Raw genomic sequence first — 18,840 nt, forward strand, 5'->3', positions numbered from 1 at the left:
GGTTTTCGGAACCGCTCGTCGTGCGCGACGATGGGAATCACGACGACCAGTCGCCCTTCACCGCCCGCCTCGCCGACCAAGGGGGTGATCATGGTGGGTCCCTCGCCGGGCCGAGTCCGCGGTCACCGGCGGTTCGCCCTCGCGGCGGTCGTTTGTCTGCTGTTTTCCGCATGTGGATCCGAGACCGGGAAGCCACCGGAGCCGGTCCCCCGCATCACGGATGGGCAACTGGCGCAACAGCTCAAGAGCGCCGTCAGCGACTCCGGAGCGTTCACCCACCTGCAGGCATTGCAGGAGATCGCCGATCGCAACGGCGGCAACCGGGCCAGCCCGGGACCTGGATACGACGCCAGCGTGGATTACGTCGTCAGCGTCCTGCACGGCGCCGGTTACGACGTCACCACTCCGACCTATGCGTTGTCTCCCGACGACAGCCACGGGCAACCACCACCACGCAACGTCATCGCACAGACCCGCACCGGCGACTCGGGGCGCGTGGTGCTGCTCGGTGCCCACCTGGATTCGGTCCCTCAAGGACCGGGCATCGTCGACAACGGTTCCGGCGTCGCGACGCTCCTGGAGATCGCCACCCACCTCAGCGCATCGGCCCCCGTGCGCGACGCGGTCAGGTTCGCGTTCTTCGGCTCGGAAGAAACCGGCTCACAGGGTTCCGGCGCTTACGTGCAAAGCCTTTCCGCCCAGGACCGCGCGAAACTCATGCTCTACCTGAACCTGGACATGGTGGCTTCGCCCAACGCCGGCTACTTCGCGCAGGGCGGCAGGGGGAACGACAAGTCCGAAGCGGGCCCGCCCGGATCGGCCACGGTGGCCGGCGTCCTCGCCGACCAACTCGCGAAAACCGGTATGGACGCGGAGAACGCCGAATTCACGGGGGACGACGAAGCACCCTTCATCGACGCGAACATTCCCTCCGGCGGTGCCGAGAACGGCGACCGCAAGGACAAGAACCCCGGGCAGGCCCACGCCTGGGGCGGCCAGGCCGGACAGCCCTTCGACCCCTGCTACCACAAAGCCTGCGACCAACTGGGCAACGTCAACCGGGACGTCCTGAATCGCTACCTCCACGCGGTCGCCGGTACCACCGCGTATTTCGCCACGTCCGGACAAGATCTTCCCGGCTGATCAGTCGCTACCGTTCAGGCTCGGCAGGTCAGCGGGCGGCCGCCGTTGTAGGTGACCATGTCGCGGAACGCGCCCGGGATGTCGATGCGCGCGCCCGGCGCCGCACCGTTCTCCTCGGCGTAGGCGCGGTGCAGGTTGCCGACGATGCGCTCACTGTCGAGCCATTCGGCGTACCGACCGAGGTCGCACTGACGGGCGGCATCGAGTGGCGACAGTCCGGCCGCGACGCCCTGCTTCGCGACCTCCTGGACGAAATGGAGATATCCCAGCGTGTCGTCGATGGCCTCGGGTCCGCACACCGGACCGTGGCCGGGAACGATCGTCGTGGCACCGAACGCGATGACCACGTCCTCGAGGACCGCGATCGAGCCGGCGACCGAACCGGAGAGAAGGAAGGGAGTGCCGCCCGAGAACAGCAGATCGCCCGCGAACAGGACGGAGCGCTCCGGCACCCAGATGACCGAGTCGTTCGTGGTGTGCGCCGGAGTGCCCACATGGCGGACCTCGCAGCGCAGGTCGTCGACCCACAGCGTCACGCCCTCGCGGTAGGTCAAAAACGGTGGTGCGCTCGGCAGCGAGCCCTCGTCGATCGGCTCGAAGATCCCGGTGAGCGGCGGCGCGGCGGCCATGGCCAGCATCTCCGACCGGGTCTCCTCGTGGGCGACGATCGTGACCCCGGGCAGCCAGCCGTTGCCCGCGGTGTGGTCGGGATGGCTGTGGGTGTTGATCAGGGTGTGCACCGGTCCCGGCGACACGGTACGCAGGGCGGCGTCGAACGCACGGGTGCGCCGCTCCGTCGAACAGGTGTCGACGGCCACCGTCCCCGACCGGCCGACGAGCATCCCGGTGTTGTTGATCATCCAGCCGCCGTCGGGCTGCACGTAGGCATAGAGACCGCCACCGAGGTCCTCGATCCGCGGATCGCCGAGGGCGTCGTCGCTCATGCGTCCACCCTCGCGTCCCGTATGCCCATCGGGAAGCTGATTTCGCGTATACCCGCCATCAGCCGGACCGATGGGCATACTAGCCTGAATTCGCTGATGTCCCACATCAACGAACGCGATGTGGAGGCCGCCGTGAAGCTGTCGAACCTGGACCTGAACCTCCTTGTGTCGCTGGACATGTTGCTGGAGGAGCGATCGGTGACGCGCGCCGCCGCGCGCCTTGGCCTGTCCCAGCCCGCCCTCTCCGGCGCGCTCGCCCGGTTGCGGCGCCACTTCGACGATCCGCTGCTCGTCCGTTCGGGCAACAAGTCCGAGTTGAGCCCACTCGCCCAGGCGCTGCGGCTCCGCACCTCGTACGCGTTGAACGAGGTCGAGCGCGTGTTCGCCAGCGAGGCCGTGTTCGATCCGGCGACTTCCCAGCGCACCTTCACCGTGCAGGCCTCGGATTACGCCATGGCCGTGCTCGGTCCGCGGGTCGCGCAGGTGCTCGCGGACCGGGCTCCGGACGTCATGCTGCGGTTCGAGGGTCATTCGAGCACCGCGACGGACAGCCCGACCGACTGGCTCCGCGGGGTGGACGGCATGATCCTTCCGCGAGGATTCGTCTTCGACCTTCCCTCGAGCGACCTGTTCACCGACGAATGGGTGTGCGTGGCCGATCAGGACAACGGCGCCGTCGGCGATGCCCTGACCATGACGGACGTCGCCGAGATGCCGTGGGTCCTCACCTACCACGGACCGACCCGCTTCCTCTCCGCCGTGCGGCAACTGGAGCAACTGGGAATCGAACCCAGGGTCCAGGCCGTCGTCGAGAGCTTCCTCGCCCTGCCGTTCTACATCGCCGGGACGAACCGGCTCGGACTCGTTCAGCGCCACCTGGCGGATGTGCTGGCTCCCGGCAACCGGCTCCGGGTGCTCGCCTGTCCCTGGGACGTGGTGCCCGTGGTGGAGACGCTCTGGTGGCACCCGCTGCACACTCGCGACCCGGGTCACGCCTGGCTGCGGTCGGTCCTCACCGAGACGAGCCGTCACCTCAGCCGGCGGCCCTGAGGTTCGCGGTGGAAACACCGCCCGGCGACCACGCCCACGGCCGAAGCGACATTCGTCTGCCTTATGGAGGGCATCAGCCATTTCGGCTTCCCTGATGCTGTCGGCCGCGCAGATAGTAGTGGCCGTCACAGCAAACGGAAGGACCACTCGTGGTTACCCCTTTCGCTCTCGCCACGGTCACCGACGGCACCGCGGAGCGTCCCGCGCTGGTCGTCGATCTCGACGGAGCTCCCACCTGGCGGGACCTCTCCGATCTCGCGCCGACCGTGCACGCGTTGCTGCAGGACTGGGACGCGGCGCTACGAACCCTGTACGCGCTGACCGACGAGGCCACTCGCCCGCTGGAGCAGGACCAAATCCGGTGTCCGTTCGTGCCGGGTCAGATCCTTCAGGCCGGTGCGAACTACCGCACGCACGTCATCGAGCTCGCGGTCAAGCACGCCCCCGGCGACCGCCCCGAGTCCGAGGTACGGGCCGAGGCCACGGCGGCGATGGAGCGCCGCACGACCGAAAGCGAGCCGTACCTGTTCATCGGACTGCCCTCCGCCGTCACCGGCCCCTATGACGACGTCGTGCTTCCCGCCTACTCGCGGCAGCACGACTGGGAACTCGAACTGGCCGCGGTGATCGGCCGGGAGGCATTCCGCGTGGACCGCGCGCATGCCCTCGACCACGTCGCCTGCTACACGATCGCCAACGACCTGACCATGCGTGACCTGGTGTTCCGCCGTGACATGCCGGCGATCGGCACCGACTGGTACCGCGCGAAGAACGCCCCTGGCTTCACCCCGCTGGGCCCCTACCTGGTGCCCGTGGAATTCGTGCCCGAGCATCCGCGGATCCGGCTCGAACTCAACGGAGCGGTGATGCAGGACGAGTCCACCAAGGACATGATCTGCGACGTCGCCTCGATCGTCGCCGCCGCGTCGCGGACGACCCCGCTGCGCCCAGGCGATCTGCTGCTCACCGGCAGCCCGGCGGGCAACGGCATCGCCCACGGCCGCCTTCTTCGCCCGGGCGACATCATGACCGGCACCATCACCGGGCTCGGCGGTCAGCGCACACGGGTGGTCGCGCCGTGACCGCGGTCGGATCCGCCGGGATCATCGGAGCCGGGATCGCCGGCCTTGGCGTCGCCATCCTCCTCGCCGAAGCCGGCGTGCCGGTGGACGTCATCGAGACCACGGCGGCGGTCGGCGCTCTGGGATCGGGCGTCACGTTGCAGGGCAACGCGCTGCGCGTCCTACGCCGCCTCGGGGTGTGGGAAGGGATCGCGCAGGCGGGGTACGCCTTCGACTCGGTCGGCCTGCGCACGCCGGACGGCGCGCTTCTCACCGAGATGCCCGACGCCCGGCTCGGCGGTCCGGACCTTCCCGCCACCGTCGGGATCTACCGCCCCGATCTGGCGCGTCTGCTCCTCGACCGCGCCGTCGAACTGGGTGCGAAGGTGCGGACCGATGTCCGGCCCGTCTCCCTCGAGCAGGACGACCGCGGAGTCGATCTCGGTTGCTCCGACGGCACGCGCGCTCGCTACGACCTCGTCGTGGGCGCCGACGGCGTGCGGTCGTGGACCCGTGACGCGCTCGGCGTCCCGTTGAGGACCGACCCGGTGGGCATGGGGATCTGGCGCGCGTTCGCGAAGCGGCCGGCGTCGGTGACCCGCACCGACCTCTGCTACGGCGGCGCGGCCTACATCGCCGGGTACTGCCCGACCGGCGAGGACACGCTCTACGCCTACCTCGTCGAAGACGCGCGGAACCGCAGCACGCTCTCCCCCGACGAGCGGCTGGCCACCATGCGCGGCCTCGCCGAGCACTACCACGGCGCGTGGGACGAAATCCGCGAGAACCTGACCGACCCGTCCCGGGTGCACTACACGTGGTTCGAGTGGCATCTCGTGGACGGGCCGTGGCATCGCGGCCGCACGGTGCTGATCGGCGACGCCGCCCACTGCTGCCCGCCGACGATGGCCCAGGGCGCCGCTCAGGCACTGGAGGACGCGCTGGTGCTGGCCGACCTGCTCACCACCCGCGACACCTTGGACGAGGACCTGTGGTCGGCGTTCACCGCGCGCCGGTTCGACCGCGCACGCACGGTCGTCGAGGGTTCCGTGCAGATGTGCCGATGGCTGCGGGCCGGTGAGCAGGGCGACCTGCCCGGACTGTTGGGCCGCGTCCACTCCCTGCTCGTGGAGGAGCCGTGAACACTCCAGTGGGAAACCCTGTGATCGACGTCCACGCCCACTGCCTCATCGCCGAGGTGGAGGCGCTGGTCGCCAACGAGCCGGGGCTCGCCGAACTCCGCGCGCTGGAGGTTCGGCGCCACGGCGCGGAATCCATGGCGGTTTCCGGACAGATGGTCCAGGCGGCTCTGCCCGCGTTGACGACCGTTGAGCGGCGCCTGTCCGACATGGACGCGGCGGGTGTGGACGTGCAGGTCGTCTCGCCGTCCCCGTCGCACTACCACTACTGGGCCCGCCCCGATCTCGCGATCGCGGTGTGCCGGGCGGCGAACCGCGGTGTGGCGGCCGTGGTCGCCCAGGCTCCTGGCCGCCTCACCGGGTTCGGGCTGGTCCCCTTGCAGCATCCCGATTTGTGCGTCGCCGCGCTCGACGACGCCCTCGGTCGCGGTCTCAAGGGCGTCGAGATTTCCTCCTTCGCCCCTGGCGTCGAACTGTCGGACGCGCGGCTCGACCCGTTCTGGGCGCGTGCCGCCGAGACGGCCGCCGTGGTGTTCCTGCACCCCTTCGGCTGCTCGCTCGACGAGCGGCTGGACCGGTTCTACCTGGCCAACACGGTCGGACAACCGGTCGAGAACGCCGTCGCCCTCTCGCACCTGATCTTCGCCGGGGTTCTGGACCGCCACCCGGACCTGCGGGTGGTCGCGGCGCACGGCGGCGGTTACCTGCCCACCTACCTCGGCCGCTCCGACCACGCCTGGCAGGTGCGCGGCGAGGCCCGGCACTGCGCCGAAACACCCTCGGCGTATCTGCGCCGGATCTGGTTCGACTCGCTCGTCCACACCCCACAGGCGCTGCGCGCGCTGGTCGCCGCCGTCGGCGCCGACCGGATCCTGCTCGGCTCCGACCATCCTTTCGACATGGGCGTGCCCGATCCGGTGGCCCGCCTCGACGCCGCCGGACTGGAAGCGGCGGACCGCGCCGCGATCGCCGGTGGCACCGCACAGAAGCTGGGGCTTGTCCCCGGGAAGGAATCCTGATGCCGGACACGGCGGCTCCACGCCTGATCACGCACGTGCGGCACGTCGACCTCGCCGTCCCCGACCTGACCGCCCAGCAGGCGTTCTACACCGGCCACTGGGGTCTCACGGAAGTCGCCACGGACTCCGGGTTGTCCTTCCTCGCCGCGGAGGGTTCGCCCGAGCAGTACGTCGTGCGCCTCCGTCAGGCCGCCGGCAAGCGCATCGACCTCGTCGCGTTCGGTGCCGCGACCCCGGCCGACGTCGACACTCTCGCCGGCAGACTGGCGCGGGACGGAGTGACGCTCGTGTCGGAGCCGGGAACGATGGCGACGCCCGGTGGCGGCTACGGGTTCCGGTTCTTCGACAACGAGGGCCGCACCATCGAGATCTCCGCCGATGTCGCCAAGCGGGTCCACCGCAAGATCGAGCAAGGCGAGTCGATTCCGGTGCGCCTGTCGCACGTGGTGGTCAACTCCGCCGATCCCGAGGGCACCGTCGCGTTCTACGAGCGCCACCTCGGGTTCGCGCTGTCGGACATCCTCACCCACCCGCACATGGGTCACATGATGTGGTTCCTGCGCTGCAACCCGTGGCACCACAGCTTCGCGATCGCCCGCTGCCCGCATCCGTCGCTGCACCACGCGAGCTTCGAGTTGCGCGGGATCGACGAGTACATGCGCGGTACCGGGCGTCTCCTGCGAGCCGGTGTCGAGAAGATCTGGGGGCCGGGCCGGCACAAGGCCGGGAACAACACCTTCTCCTACTTCCTCGACCCGCAGGGCAACACGGTCGAGTACACGACCGAACTGGAGCGCCTGGACGAGGACGCCTGGCACCCCGGCCTGCACGACTTCACCGATCCCGAGGTGTCCGACCAGTGGGGCACCGCCAACCGGATGGACGAGTTCGTCGCGAGGAAGTCGTTCAACGACCCGGACCAGGGCCTGTTCCTGGCCCCGCCCGTCTGAGGAGGCTGTCCATGCGCTTCGCCACAGTCTCCGACACCGGAGGCCAGGTGCGGTGCGGGGTGGTGCGGGACGACACGCTCTTCCGCCTCCCCGCCGGAAACACGGTACTCGACCTGCTCCGCACCGGGGGGCTCGTCGAGGCCGGAGCTCGCGCCGTGACCGAAGGCGACGCCGTCCCGCTGGCCGGACTACGGCTGTTGCCACCGCTCGAGGCGCCCACCGTGCGCGACTTCGTCGCGTTCGAGGAGCACGTCGAAGGGATGGCCGCCGGGGCGGGTGTGGTGCCGGAGTGGTACGAGGCACCGACGTTCTACTTCACCAACCCGTATGCGCTCGTGGGCGCGCACGACGACGTGGCGGTGCCGCCCGGCTGCACCAGGCTGGACTTCGAGTGCGAGGTCGCGGCCGTCATCGGCCGGGGTGGCGCCGACATCGCCCCCGAAGACGCGTCCGCCCACATCGCCGGCTACACGGTCTTCAACGACTGGTCGGCGCGAGACCTCCAAATCCGCGAAATGGCCGTCCGCCTCGGCCCCTGCAAGGGCAAGGACTTCGCCACCACGCTCGGCCCCGTCCTGGTCACGGCCGACGAACTCGAGCCCTACCGCGACGCCGACGGCTTCCTCGTGCTCGAGATGACGGTCGCGGTCAATGGCATCGAGATCGGCCGTGACCTGCTCTCCAACATGAGCTGGCCGTTCGAGGACCTCGTCGCCTACGCCAGCCGCGGAACAGAGGTCCGTCCCGGTGACGTCCTCGGCTCCGGCACCTGCGGCAACGGCGGTTGCCTCGCCGAAGGGTGGGGCCGCGGCCGCACCGATCTGCCCCCGCTGCGGCCCGGAGACGTGGTCACGATGACCGTCGAAGGACTCGGCACCCTCCGCAACACCGTCGTCGCCGGACGCGAACCGCACCCGATCCCCAAGGCCCGGATCCGCCCTCGCACCCGTCCCTGAATCCGTCCTGTTCCGCCCCCACAACGTCGTGAGGTCGCCATGAACACCAACGCATCCCGCACCGCCGGGCTGCCCCAGCTCATCCTGCTGCTGGCCGCCAGTTCCCTGCCCGTGCTGGGAGCGGTCCTGATCGCTCCCGTGCTCCCGCTCATCGCCGCGCACTTCGCCTCCGTGCCGGGGGTCGGGGTCCTGGTGCCGATCGTGCTCACCGTCCCCGCGCTCGTCATCGGGCTGACCGCGCCGTTCGCCGGGCAGATCGTGGACCGGCTCGGCAGGCTGCGGGTACTACGGGCCGGCATGGCCGGCTACGCGATCGCCGGCACCGCGCCGCTCTGGCTCGACAGCATCGGCTCGATCATCGCCAGCCGTGTGTTCGTCGGCGTGTTCGAGGCCGGCATCACGACGGCGGCGACCACCCTGGTCGGCGACTACTGGAAGGAAAAGCGCGACCGCTACATCGGTCTCCAGGCGACGACGGCGTCGCTGGGCGGGGTCGTCTTCATCGCGCTCGGCGGCGCGCTCGGGGCCGGAGGCTGGCGCACGCCGTTCTGGGTGTACGCGATCGCGCTGGTTCTCGTCGTCCCGATGACGTGGCTTCTGCCCTCGCCCGAACGCTCACCGGAGGCGGCGGATCCGCGCTCGGTCGGCGTCCCCTGGCGCGCGATCGCCGCGCCGTGCGTAGTCACGCTGTTCGGCGGCGTCGTCTTCTACATCCTCATCGTCCAACTGCCCACCGTGCTGACCTCGATCGGGATCACGTCCACCGCGACCACCGGTCTGCTGACCGGTGTGCTCGCCGTCGCGATCGCCGTCGGCGCGGCGCTCTACGGGCGCTTCGCGAAGCTGGGCAGGCGAGTGCTCCTGCCCGTCGAGTTCGCGACATCGGGACTCGGACTCGTCATCGTCTTCGCCTCGTCAAGCGTCACGGTCGTGATGGTCGGCGCCGTCGTAACCGGGTTCGCGAGCGGTCTGCTCTTCCCCACACTCATCTCCTGGGTGCTCGACAACGTCGAGTTCCCCCAGCGCGGGCGCGGCACCGGCCTCTGGACCGGCACGGCGTACGTGGGCCAGTTCCTCTCCCCCATCGTCGTGGCGGGGCTCGGCGTCTTCACCGGCGGTCTCCAGGGCGGAATCGGCGCACTCGGCGCGCTCTCCGTCGTCCTCGGAGCCGCGCTGTTCGTGGCCTTCCGCAAGCAGAACCCGACGGCCGCTTCCGCCGTCCGGCCCGCGCCGGCCGGTGACGGGATCCGTCCCGAGGCCCCCTGACCGACCAGTCCACTGTGGACAGTCCGGCCCGGGCCCGGTGGCCGGTGGTCACCGGGCCCGGCCTTCTACTGCTGCGAAGACGGCCCGCCGGACGGTCCCTGCGGGGGCTGCTGCGGCGGCTGGTTCCGGTTCGGTGAGCCGGGCGGAGCGCTCGGCGGAGATCCGTAGTGCAGACCGGGCTGCCGGTGCGGCAGGTCGGCCTGGGCAGGACCCGTCGGAGGTGGCTGCGGGACGAACGGCTGCGGGGGCCGCGACTGCGGTGCCGGCTGAGGCGGCGGCGCCTGGCGTTCGGTGACCGGTTCGGGGTCGTCTTCCTGCTCGCGCGTCTCCTGCCGGGGCTGGCCGCCGGAGGCCGCCTGCGACGGCCGGGCGGGCGGTGGCAACGGCGAGGCCCCGCCGACGATCGGGCTGGGCACCTCCTTGCGCGCGACGGCCTCGGCCGCCCGGACCGCCTCCTCGATGCGCGGATCGGTGGAGGTGTCGAACCAGCCGGACACCTCGTCGTCGTCGATGGCCGGCGGCGCGACGGCCTCCTCCTTCGGCGGCTCGTAGCGGAACACACCGTCGTCGTCGGCCTTGGCGAAGGCCCGGGCGAACTGCTCCAGCGAACGGCCGTAGTCGCTGGGTACCAGCCAGACCTTGTTCGCGTCGCCCTGCGCCATCTGCGGCAGGGTTTGCAGGTACTGGTAGGCCAGCACCTCGGGGGTCGGCTTGCCCGCCTTGACCGCCGCGAAGACCTTCTCGATGGCCTTCGCCTGGCCCTGCGCCTGCAGGTAGCGCGCGGCGCGTTCACCCTGCGCCCGCAGGATGCGGGACTGGCGGTCGGCCTCGGCCTGCATGATGGTCGCCTGCTTCTGGCCCTCCGCGGCGAGAATCTGCGACTGCTTCTGCCCCTCCGCGGTCTTGATCGCGGCCTCTCGCTGCCCTTCGGCGTTGAGGATCATCGCGCGCTTCTCCCGGTCGGCGCGCATCTGCTTCTCCATCGAGTCCTGGATGGACGGCGGCGGCTCGATCGCCTTGAGCTCGACTCGCGCGACCCTGATCCCCCACCGCCCGGTGGCTTCGTCGAGCACACCGCGCAGCTGGCTGTTGATCTGGTCGCGCGAGGTGAGCGCCTGCTCCAGGGTCATGCCACCGACGACGTTCCGCAGGGTCGTGGTGGTCAGCTGCTCCACACCGACGATGTAGTTCGAGATCTCGTACACCGCGGCGCGCGAGTCGGTGACCTGGAAGTAGACCACCGTGTCGATGGAGACGGTCAGGTTGTCTTCGGTGATGACCGGCTGCGGCGGGAAGGTGACGACCTGCTCGCGCAGGTCGATGCGGGCGCGCACCTTGTCGAGGAAGGGCACCAGGAAGTTCAGGCCGGGCGAGGCCACGGCGCGGAACCGGCCCAGCCGTTCGATCACCGCCGACTGGGCCTGGGGGACCACCATGATGGCCTTGGCGATGGTGATGATCACGAACAGGGCGATTACCGCGACAACTATGACGGCTGCGGTCGTCAAGATCTCTCCCCTATATTCAGGTTGTTTCCTAGGGCTCGGGCGAGACCACCGCCGTCGCGCCTGATATCTCTACCACGGTCACCTTGGTGCCGGGCTCGATCCGCACACCTTCCACGAAACTGCGGGCGGACCAGACATCGCCGCCGATCTTGATCCGGCCGCCGTGGCCGTCCACCGTGGACAGCACGATGGCGTGTGCCCCGATGAGCGCCTCGACGCCGGTCTTGACGTGCGGCCCGTGCAGGAACCTGCGCTTGAGCGCCGGCCGGGCGAGCCAGATCAGTCCCGCCGAGGACACCGCGAAGACCAGGACGTCGATCAGCGGGTTGCCGGTGAACGACGCCGACGCCGCTCCGGCGAGCGCACCCAAGCCCAGCATCAGGAGGACGAAGTCGCCGGACAGGACTTCGGCGGCCATCAGCACGAGGGCCACGATCAGCCAGACGAGCGCCGGTGTCATGAGTCCATCGTGGCAGATGGTGACCACACGCGGCGAGTGAACCACGAGATGTGATCATCACTTGCGTCACTGTTCGGTGACGAAATCGATCAGGCGTTCGACCGCGCCGATGAGTGGCGTCTCCAGGTCGTGGAAATCACCGACCGCGCCGAGCACACGCTGCCAGCCCTCGTAGGGCTCGCCCCACCCGAGCGCGGCGCAGATCCCCTCCTTCCACGGACGCCCGCGCGGTACCTCCGGCCACGCGGCGATGCCCAGCGCCGAGGGTTTGACGGCCTGCCAGATGTCCACGTAGGGATGCCCGGTGACCAGCACGTTCTCGTCCCGGATGCGCTCGACCAGCCGCGACTCCTTGCTGCCGGCGACCAGGTGGTCGACCAGGACACCGAGCCGCCTGCCGGGCCCGGTGCCGAACTCCTCGATCCGCTCGGCCAGCACGTCCACCCCGTCCAGCGGCTCCACCACCACGCCCTCGACCCGGAGGTCGTGACCCCACACGCGTTCGACGAGCTCGGCGTCGTGTTTGCCTTCCACCCAAATGCGTGAATCCCGGGCGGTCCGGGCCTGGTGACCCTGGACCAGCACCGAACCCGATTTCGAGATGACACGATCGGGTGGTGGCGCGGCGGCGGGCGCCACGAGCGTCACCGCCTTGCCCTCCAGCAGGAAGCCCGCCGGGGCGAGCGGGAAGACGCGATGCCTGCCGCGACGGTCCTCCAGGACGACGTTCCCGTACTCGAGCCGGACCACCGCGCCGCAGAACCCGCTGCCCGGTTCCTCCACGACCAGCCCGGCCTCGGCCGGCACTTCGGGGATCTTGCGCCGACGGGGGCCGGCGAGCACGTCGTCGTACGAATGAGAGCGCACGAACCGGCACGGTAGTGCCGGGACCGCCGTCCCGTCGGGCGCCACGCCGGAACCGCCTCCTCCGCGAGTTCACGCGAGGGCCCGCGCCCTGCACACCCCCGGCTCAGTGCCTGTCTTGAAACCCGCCCACCCGTCACCCACCACCGCCCTCATCAGAACAACGGCCACGGGATCGCGCGCCAGTCGTCGCCGGGCGCGGGGAACACACCGCTGGACACCAGCTTTTCGGTGCGTTCGAGGATGGCGCCGATCTCCACGCCGGTCAGGTGCGCGGACAGTTCCTCGCCGAGCCCGCCGTAGATCTTCTCCGGCAGCGCGCCCAGCTTGTCCATGGCCTCCTCGGGCAGCGGCTCGCCGATCCAGCCCCACAGCACCGTCCGCAGCTTCGGTTCGGCGTGCAGGCAGATGCCGTGGTCCACGCCGTAGACCTCACCGTCGACCCCGGCGAGCACGTGCCCGCCCTTGCGGTCGGTGTTGTTCGCGATGATGTCCAGGATCGCCAGGTCGCGCACGCCGGGGCGGTCGGCGTGGGTGAGGACCGCGGGTTCGCCCAGCCGGTCGTGCGCGTGGAGCACCACACGCCAGCCCTCGGGCACCTGCTCGGGCGAGACGACGTCGATCAGCTCTTCGTCGGTGGTGTCCACCCACAACTGCACCATGCCGACGCCGAGCGGCCCGTCGCGCAGGACCGTGGGCGGCACCGCGCCCAGCCCGGACTCCCGGGACAACAGCGCGGTGGCGACCTCACGCCCGGCCAGGGTGCCGTCGGGAAAGTCCCACAGCGGCCGCTCCCCGGACACCGGCTTGTACACCGCGTGCCCGCTCATCCCGTCCAGCTCGATGGTGCAGTACAGGGTGACGTTCGAGGCGTCCACCATGCGGCCTTCGACTTCGAGCCTGCCGTGCGTGATGAGTTGTACCGCTTCGGGAGTCACCGTCACCTAACCCTCGGTGAAGTCGGGCTCGCGGCGGTAGCCGTTCTGCCGCGGGCAGATGTGGCCGGCCGGGTCGAGAGGCTCCCCGCACAGCGGGCACGGCTTGCGGCCCGCGTTGACCACCCTGTCGGCGCGCTCGGCGAAGGCACGGGCGGCGGCGGGCGTGAGGAACACCCGCACCGCGTCGGGGCCTTCTTCGGTGTCGTCGAGCACCACCGTTTCGTCGACCTCGCCCTCGGTCATGGCCAGCAGTTCGATCACCACCGCTTTGCTCTCGGCGTCCCAGCCCAGCCCCATGGTGCCGACCCGGAACTCCTCCTCGACGGGGACCCGCAGCGGGTCGACGTCGACCAGGTCGTCGGGGGCCACTTCGGGCACGTCGGCGCCGAACCGGTTGGCCACCTCCTCCAGCAGCGAGGCCAGGCGTTCGGCGAGGACCGCCACCTGCTGCTTCTCGATCGTCACGCTGATGGTGCGGACGTCCTCGGACGCCTGCAGATAAAAAGTGCGGTCGCCAGGCTCCCCGACGGTCCCTGCGATGAACCGGTCAGGCTGGCGGAAGACGTGGATTACACGAGACATGGCACCCCCGACCCTAAGCCACCGTTCCATGATCGGCATCCGCCGCCCTGGCTAAGAGTTTAGTTAGGGTGAGGAGGTGGTCGAAACCTCACCATACGGAACGTGGAAATCGGCGATCGGCGCCGCTGATGCCGCGGCGGCCGGAGGCGGCCCGCAGTGGGCGGACGTGGTGGATGGCCAGGCCTGGTGGGCCGACGCGCGCCCGGCCGAGGGCGGCCGGATCACCGTGGTACGCGGCGGAAACGACGGAACCGCCGAGGAGATGCTGCCCGCGCCGTGGAACGCGCGCAGCAGGCTCCACGAGTACGGCGGGCGTCCGTGGCTTGTGCACGAAGGGTCACTGTTCTTCACGCACTGGGACGACCAGCGTGTCTACCGCCGCGAACCGGACTTGGGGGAAATCACACCGATCACGCCGGAACCGCCGGTCCGGCAAGGTGTCCGGTATGCCGGCCTGCGGCCGGGCCGCGGCCCGGAGATCTGGGCCGTGCGGGAAACCCGCACGGGTTCGCGCCGCACCGACATCCGCCGTGACCTCGTGGCGCTCGAACCGGGCAGGGAGCCACGAACGCTCGCGGCGAGTCATCACTTCCTCACCGCGCCGCAGCTTTCCCCGGACGGCAGGCACGCGGCATGGCTCGGCTGGGAGCACCCCGCGATGCCTTGGGACGAAACGGAACTCTGCGTGGCCAAGGTTTCACCCAGCGGCGCCTTCGGACCGCACCGCGTACTGGCCGGTGGTCACGGTGTCTCCGTTTGCCAGCTGGAATGGGAGTCCGAGGACTCGTTGCTGGCGCTGCTCGATCCCAGCGGCTGGTGGAACCTGCACCGGATCACGCTCGACGGCCACGCCCGGAATCTCGCTCCGGTCGAAGCCGAACTCGGCGGCCCACTGTGGAAAATCGGCTTCCGCTGGTTCGCGCCGCTCGGCGACGGCCGGTATGCGGTGCTGAAATCGGGGCGGCTGGCCGTGCTCGACGAGGCGAGCGGCACCGTCACCGAGGTGCCGTGTGAGCTGACCGAATGGGAGCCATCGCTGGCGATCTCTCGCGGCGAGGCCGTGGGGATCGCGATGGGACCGGACCGGGACCACGCGGTGGTCCGGGTCCGCCTCGATGACGGCACGGTGACAGACCACACGGATCCGGCGCCGCCCGTGCACCGTGCATATCTTTCGAAGCCTCAGGAAAGAATTTTCACCGCACCCGACGGTGAAAAGATCTTCGCCTATCTTTATCCTCCGGCGAATTCTCGTTACCGCGCCCCGGACGGCGAACTTCCGCCTTACCTGGTGAACGTGCACGGCGGCCCGACCGGTCGTGCGTTTCCCGTGCTGGATCTGGACTTCTCGTTCTTCACCAGCCGGGGAATCGGTGTCGTGGCGGTGAACTACGGCGGCTCCACCGGTTACGGCAGGCGTTACCGGGAACGGCTGCGTGGGCAATGGGGCGTGGTGGACGTCCGGGACTGCGTCACGGTCGCGCGGGCCCTGGCGGCGGAGGGCATCGCCGATCCCGCCCGGACAGCGATCCGGGGCGGCAGCGCGGGCGGCTTCACCGGCGCGCTCGCCATGACCACGGAACGGGCCTTCGCCGCGGGCACGATCAAGTATCCGATCGTCGACCTCACGAACTGGACCCGAGACGGCGACGAGACCCACGACTTCGAATCCCGCTACATCGAAGGACTGGTCGGCCCGTTGCCGGAAACCACCTCGCGCTACTACGAACGGTCACCGCTCACCCACGCGGCACGGCTGGCGGGCCCGGTGCTGTTCCTCCAGGGCCTCGACGACGAGATCTGCCCGCCGGAACAGGCCGGACGCTTCGTCGACGCGGTGCGGGGCAAGGGAATTCCGCACGCCTACCTGACCTTCGAGGGCGAGCAGCACGGGTTCCGCAAGGCGGAGACGATGATCGCCGCGCTGGAGGCTGAATTGTCCTTCTACGGTCAGGTCTTCGGCTTCACCCCGCCCGGGGTGCCGGTGCTGGATCTGCGCCGATGATCGTTGAGAGGGGCCTTCGGCGTGGTGACGTCGTCGCGCTGGTCTCCCCTGCGGGCCCCGCTTCGCCGGAGGCGCTCGACCGCGCCGCGGCGGAGCTCGCGGACTGGGGCCTGGTGGTCGACCGGCTCGACAGTGTGCGGCCGGTCCGGAAGTACCTGGCCGACACCGATGCCCGGCGCGCGGGGCTGTTCCAGGCGGCGTGGACGGATCCGGTGGTGACGGCGGTCATCGCGGCGCGCGGCGGGTACGGCACGCATCGCATCCTCGATCTGCTCGACTGGGAGGCGCTGCGCGCGGCCGGTCCGAAGATCTTCGCGGGGTCGAGTGACCTGACCGCGCTGCATCAGGCGATCGAGGCGCATCTCGGGCTCCCCACGCTGTTTTCGCCCATGCCCGCCGCCACCTTCTGGGACGAAGAGGCCAAGCGCCACCTGCACCGCGCGCTGTGGGCTCCCGGCGAAGAGATCGTGTTCTCGGGCCTGGAAACGGTTGTTCCGGGCACAGCGCGGGGCGTGCTCACCGGCGGTACCCTCAGCGTTCTCGCCGCGGGCGCGGGTGCCCCCGAGTACCGGCCACCGGAGGGCGCCATCGCGGTGTTCGAAGACATCGCCGAAGCGCCGTACCGGATCGACCGCCTGCTGACGCAGTTGTCGCGGTCGGGCTGGTTCGGCAAGGTGAGCGGGATCGCGCTCGGGTCGTGGTTCCGCTGCGGTGACCCGGGCGAGGTCCGCGCCGTCCTGCTGGACCGGCTCGGCACGCTCGGGGTCCCGGTCGTGGGTGACCTGCGGTTCGGGCACTGTCCCGGCGCGGTGACCCTGCCGTTCGGGACCCGGGCCGTGCTGGACGCCGAAGCGGGCACGCTGACGGTGCGGGGATGGGCCACGGGGGCATCCTGAAGACATGCGTCTTTCCCCAGACGATTCCCGGGAACGGTTCGCGGCGGCACGGGTCGCGCACCTGGCCACGGCGGACGCGCTGGGCGTGCCGCATCTGGTGCCGGTGACCTTCGCCGTGCACGGTGACGAGATCGTGTTCGCGGTGGACCACAAACCCAAGCGGAGCAACGACCTGCGGCGGTTGCGCAACATCGCGGCGAATCCGTCCGTGGCGTTTCTGGCCGACCACTACGACGAGGACTGGGCCCGGCTGTGGTGGGTGCGTGCGGACTGCTTCGCCACCATCATCACCACTGCCACCGAGCCGGAAAGCCGGGTGGAGCCGCTGCGGTGGTTGTGCGCCAAGTACCGCCAGTACGCGGACCACCCGCCGAAAGGGCCGGTGGTCCGCGCGGCGGTCACTGCGTGGCGGGGGTGGGCTGCGAGCTGAGGAAGTCCGGCACCTTCTGCTTGCGCCACGCCTCGATCAGGCCGAGCGGGTCGGGGCGCAACAGGGACGCGGCCGCGTAGACGCCCAGCGCCAGCGTGAGCACGACGTAGGGCCAGGCGTAGAGCGCCTGCTCGCCCGTGGGGTAGTACGCCATGACGAGGAACACCGCGACCCCGACCACGATGGCGAGATGCCTGCGCCGCCACGGGAACGCCGCGGCGAGGACGAAGCCCCAGGTCAGATACCACGGCAGGGTCGGCGGAGCGAGGATCGCGGTGGCCAGCAGCGTCACCGTCATGCGGAAGATCGCCTCGTTGCCGCCGTAGCGGGACCGCCACCACTGCCGCGCGAAGACCACGGCCAAGGTGATCATCGACACCAGCCGCGCGACCGTGATGAACGGCGACTCCGGCACCTTGATCACCAGGTGCACCAGCGTGTAGACGACCTGCCCGATGCCGGTCGACGGGTTCAGCCAGTTGGTGACCAGAGTCGGCGCCTGCAGGCCGGTGACCCAGCCGAGGTTGAACGAGCCCAGCGAAACCCAGGTGCCGAGCACGAACACCGGCAGGAACAGGCCGACCGACGCCGCGCCCGCCTTGAGGAAGTTGCGCCTCCGGTTCTCGCCTGGCAGGTGGTTGGTCCAGACCCAGACCAGGAACGGCAGCGCCACCGCGGCCGTCGGCTTGATCAGCATCGCGGTCGTCACCAGCACGATCGACACCGCGTGCTTGCGCTCCAGCGCGGCCACCACGCCGACGGCGAGGAAGCCGAGCATCATCGCGTCGTTGTGCGGGCCGCCGAACAGGTGGATCACGGTCATCGGGCTGGCCACGGCCAGCCACAGGGTGATCGGCAGCTTGCCGCCGAGATGCCGCACCAGGCGGGGCAGCGCCCAGACCATGGCGCCGAGGCCGGCCAGCAGGACCAGCCGGGTCACGATCACCCCGGCGATGACGTTGTCACCGGTCAGCGCGACGATGCCCTTGGCGATGAGCAGGAAAAGCGGTCCGTAGGGTGCGGGGGTCGTCTGCCACACCGGGTGCACGTTCTGCACGATGTTCGGCAGGATCTCCAGTTCGGCCGGGCCGTGCGCGTACGGGTTGAGCCCGTGCAGCAGTTGCGCGCCCTGTCCGAGGTAGGAGAACACGTCCCGGGTGAACAGCGGCGGCGAGACCAGCAGCGGCGCCATCCAGCAACCCGCCGCGATCAGGATCGCCCTGCTGCCGACGCGCCCGGCCAGCATGTAGCGGCCGAGCCGGACCCAGGCCCACACCACCAGCCCGAATCCGGAGTACAGCACCGCGTTGGCCAGCATCCGGCCGTGTCCGTACCGGATCCACGACAACGGCCCCGTGCCGAGGACCGGGTCACGGATCAGGATGCCGCCGGCGCCGAACGCGCCGAGCAGCACCAGCACGCTCCCGATGGTGCCCATCAGGGTGGTGCGAACGGGAAACGGAGGCGTCTCGTCACGCGCCTCCGCCGGGCGCGCCTCGTCGGGCGCCCCGGCCGCCGGAGTCCCCGGCGCGGGATCTGTAGTGGTCGCCATTTCGTTGAAGAAGATTACACAGGGCGGCGGCCGGGGCGCTCGGCGCCTTGACATCGCGGGCGGCGTAAAGGTATTTG

The 18,840-nt window shown here is 70.1% G+C and carries 18 protein-coding genes; 11 read left to right on the plus strand and 7 right to left on the minus strand.

Features of this window, described 5'->3' with window-relative positions; all coding sequences use genetic code 11:
* Positions 1-90 precede the first annotated feature (90 nt).
* Positions 91-1,143: a M20/M25/M40 family metallo-hydrolase gene (locus ACFSXZ_RS05595; RefSeq protein WP_378261922.1), complete on the plus strand. Its 1,053-nt coding sequence runs from the start codon at positions 91-93 to the stop codon at positions 1,141-1,143.
* A gap of 14 nt (positions 1,144-1,157) precedes the next feature.
* Here ACFSXZ_RS05595 and ACFSXZ_RS05600 read toward each other — a convergent pair whose 3' ends face one another.
* Positions 1,158-2,087 carry an MBL fold metallo-hydrolase gene (locus ACFSXZ_RS05600; RefSeq protein WP_378261924.1) on the minus strand — a complete coding sequence of 310 codons (930 nt, stop codon included), beginning with the start codon at positions 2,085-2,087 and terminating at the stop codon, positions 1,158-1,160.
* Positions 2,088-2,183: 96 nt separating this feature from the next.
* Here ACFSXZ_RS05600 and ACFSXZ_RS05605 point away from each other — a divergent pair, with 96 nt between their 5' ends.
* The 7 genes from ACFSXZ_RS05605 (at position 2,184) to ACFSXZ_RS05635 (ending at position 9,528) form a co-directional block, all read left to right on the plus strand.
* Positions 2,184-3,137 (plus strand): LysR family transcriptional regulator, encoded by a 954-nt coding sequence (locus tag ACFSXZ_RS05605; RefSeq protein ID WP_378261926.1) that lies wholly within the window; start codon positions 2,184-2,186, stop codon positions 3,135-3,137.
* A gap of 149 nt (positions 3,138-3,286) precedes the next feature.
* The gene (locus tag ACFSXZ_RS05610; RefSeq protein WP_378261928.1) at positions 3,287-4,219 is read left to right on the plus strand and encodes a fumarylacetoacetate hydrolase family protein; all 933 of its coding nucleotides are present in this window, start codon (positions 3,287-3,289) and stop codon (positions 4,217-4,219) included.
* Positions 4,216-5,340, plus strand: a complete 1,125-nt coding sequence (locus ACFSXZ_RS05615) for an FAD-dependent monooxygenase (protein WP_378261930.1) — start codon at positions 4,216-4,218, stop codon at positions 5,338-5,340. The genes ACFSXZ_RS05610 and ACFSXZ_RS05615 overlap by 4 nt, the downstream gene beginning before the upstream one ends.
* Positions 5,337-6,356, plus strand: coding sequence for an amidohydrolase family protein (locus tag ACFSXZ_RS05620; RefSeq protein WP_378261932.1), 1,020 nt, complete (start codon positions 5,337-5,339; stop codon positions 6,354-6,356). The genes ACFSXZ_RS05615 and ACFSXZ_RS05620 overlap by 4 nt, the downstream gene beginning before the upstream one ends.
* Positions 6,356-7,306, plus strand: coding sequence for a VOC family protein (locus ACFSXZ_RS05625; protein ID WP_378261934.1), 951 nt, complete (start codon positions 6,356-6,358; stop codon positions 7,304-7,306). Before ACFSXZ_RS05620 ends, ACFSXZ_RS05625 begins: the two co-directional genes overlap by 1 nt.
* Positions 7,307-7,317: 11 nt before the next feature.
* Positions 7,318-8,262, plus strand: a complete 945-nt coding sequence (locus ACFSXZ_RS05630) for a fumarylacetoacetate hydrolase family protein (protein ID WP_378261936.1) — start codon at positions 7,318-7,320, stop codon at positions 8,260-8,262.
* Between the two features lie 39 nt (positions 8,263-8,301).
* Complete coding sequence (locus ACFSXZ_RS05635; protein ID WP_378261938.1) at positions 8,302-9,528, plus strand: MFS transporter; 1,227 nt, start codon at positions 8,302-8,304, stop codon at positions 9,526-9,528.
* Between the two features lie 65 nt (positions 9,529-9,593).
* Here ACFSXZ_RS05635 and ACFSXZ_RS05640 read toward each other — a convergent pair whose 3' ends face one another.
* From ACFSXZ_RS05640 to ACFSXZ_RS05660, 5 genes are all read right to left on the minus strand, one after another.
* Positions 9,594-11,036, minus strand: coding sequence for an SPFH domain-containing protein (locus ACFSXZ_RS05640; RefSeq protein WP_378261940.1), 1,443 nt, complete (start codon positions 11,034-11,036; stop codon positions 9,594-9,596).
* Between the two features lie 28 nt (positions 11,037-11,064).
* On the minus strand, positions 11,065-11,496 hold the full coding sequence (locus tag ACFSXZ_RS05645) for an NfeD family protein (RefSeq protein WP_378261942.1): 432 nt from the start codon (positions 11,494-11,496) through the stop codon (positions 11,065-11,067).
* 66 nt (positions 11,497-11,562) lie between these two features.
* Positions 11,563-12,363 carry a DUF3097 domain-containing protein gene (locus ACFSXZ_RS05650; RefSeq protein WP_378261944.1) on the minus strand — a complete coding sequence of 267 codons (801 nt, stop codon included), beginning with the start codon at positions 12,361-12,363 and terminating at the stop codon, positions 11,563-11,565.
* Positions 12,364-12,515: 152 nt separating this feature from the next.
* A complete protein-coding gene (locus ACFSXZ_RS05655; RefSeq protein WP_378262771.1) occupies positions 12,516-13,298 on the minus strand; it encodes an SCO1664 family protein in 783 nt (260 codons plus the stop codon).
* A gap of 6 nt (positions 13,299-13,304) precedes the next feature.
* Positions 13,305-13,880 carry a DUF3090 domain-containing protein gene (locus tag ACFSXZ_RS05660; RefSeq protein ID WP_378261946.1) on the minus strand — a complete coding sequence of 192 codons (576 nt, stop codon included), beginning with the start codon at positions 13,878-13,880 and terminating at the stop codon, positions 13,305-13,307.
* Between the two features lie 76 nt (positions 13,881-13,956).
* Between ACFSXZ_RS05660 and ACFSXZ_RS05665 the strand changes: the two genes are divergently transcribed.
* Genes ACFSXZ_RS05665 through ACFSXZ_RS05675 form a run of 3 tightly spaced genes read left to right on the plus strand, consistent with a single transcriptional unit; the run spans position 13,957 to position 17,211 of the window.
* Positions 13,957-15,885: a S9 family peptidase gene (locus ACFSXZ_RS05665; protein WP_378261948.1), complete on the plus strand. Its 1,929-nt coding sequence runs from the start codon at positions 13,957-13,959 to the stop codon at positions 15,883-15,885.
* Positions 15,882-16,781 carry a S66 peptidase family protein gene (locus ACFSXZ_RS05670; RefSeq protein WP_378261950.1) on the plus strand — a complete coding sequence of 300 codons (900 nt, stop codon included), beginning with the start codon at positions 15,882-15,884 and terminating at the stop codon, positions 16,779-16,781. Before ACFSXZ_RS05665 ends, ACFSXZ_RS05670 begins: the two co-directional genes overlap by 4 nt.
* A 4-nt stretch (positions 16,782-16,785) precedes the next feature.
* The gene (locus tag ACFSXZ_RS05675) at positions 16,786-17,211 is read left to right on the plus strand and encodes a TIGR03668 family PPOX class F420-dependent oxidoreductase (RefSeq protein ID WP_378261952.1); all 426 of its coding nucleotides are present in this window, start codon (positions 16,786-16,788) and stop codon (positions 17,209-17,211) included.
* Here the strand turns inward: ACFSXZ_RS05675 and mptB are convergent.
* Positions 17,180-18,763 (minus strand): polyprenol phosphomannose-dependent alpha 1,6 mannosyltransferase MptB, encoded by a 1,584-nt coding sequence (gene mptB, locus ACFSXZ_RS05680; RefSeq protein WP_378261954.1) that lies wholly within the window; start codon positions 18,761-18,763, stop codon positions 17,180-17,182. The genes ACFSXZ_RS05675 and mptB overlap by 32 nt on opposite strands.
* Positions 18,764-18,840: the final 77 nt, after the last annotated feature.

Source organism: Amycolatopsis pigmentata, assembly GCF_042684065.1.
GTDB lineage: Bacteria > Actinomycetota > Actinomycetes > Mycobacteriales > Pseudonocardiaceae > Amycolatopsis_E > Amycolatopsis_E pigmentata.

Coding starts and splice junctions, on each gene's coding strand:
- ACFSXZ_RS05595 (WP_378261922.1), top strand. CDS start 91: ATGGTGGGTCCCTCGCCGGGCCGAGTCCGCGGTCACCGGCGGTTCGCC.
- ACFSXZ_RS05600 (WP_378261924.1), bottom strand. CDS start 2,087: ATGAGCGACGACGCCCTCGGCGATCCGCGGATCGAGGACCTCGGTGGC.
- ACFSXZ_RS05605 (WP_378261926.1), top strand. CDS start 2,184: ATGTCCCACATCAACGAACGCGATGTGGAGGCCGCCGTGAAGCTGTCG.
- ACFSXZ_RS05625 (WP_378261934.1), top strand. CDS start 6,356: ATGCCGGACACGGCGGCTCCACGCCTGATCACGCACGTGCGGCACGTC.
- ACFSXZ_RS05630 (WP_378261936.1), top strand. CDS start 7,318: ATGCGCTTCGCCACAGTCTCCGACACCGGAGGCCAGGTGCGGTGCGGG.
- ACFSXZ_RS05635 (WP_378261938.1), top strand. CDS start 8,302: ATGAACACCAACGCATCCCGCACCGCCGGGCTGCCCCAGCTCATCCTG.
- ACFSXZ_RS05645 (WP_378261942.1), bottom strand. CDS start 11,496: ATGACACCGGCGCTCGTCTGGCTGATCGTGGCCCTCGTGCTGATGGCC.
- ACFSXZ_RS05660 (WP_378261946.1), bottom strand. CDS start 13,880: ATGTCTCGTGTAATCCACGTCTTCCGCCAGCCTGACCGGTTCATCGCA.
- ACFSXZ_RS05670 (WP_378261950.1), top strand. CDS start 15,882: ATGATCGTTGAGAGGGGCCTTCGGCGTGGTGACGTCGTCGCGCTGGTC.
- ACFSXZ_RS05675 (WP_378261952.1), top strand. CDS start 16,786: ATGCGTCTTTCCCCAGACGATTCCCGGGAACGGTTCGCGGCGGCACGG.
- mptB (WP_378261954.1), bottom strand. CDS start 18,763: ATGGCGACCACTACAGATCCCGCGCCGGGGACTCCGGCGGCCGGGGCG.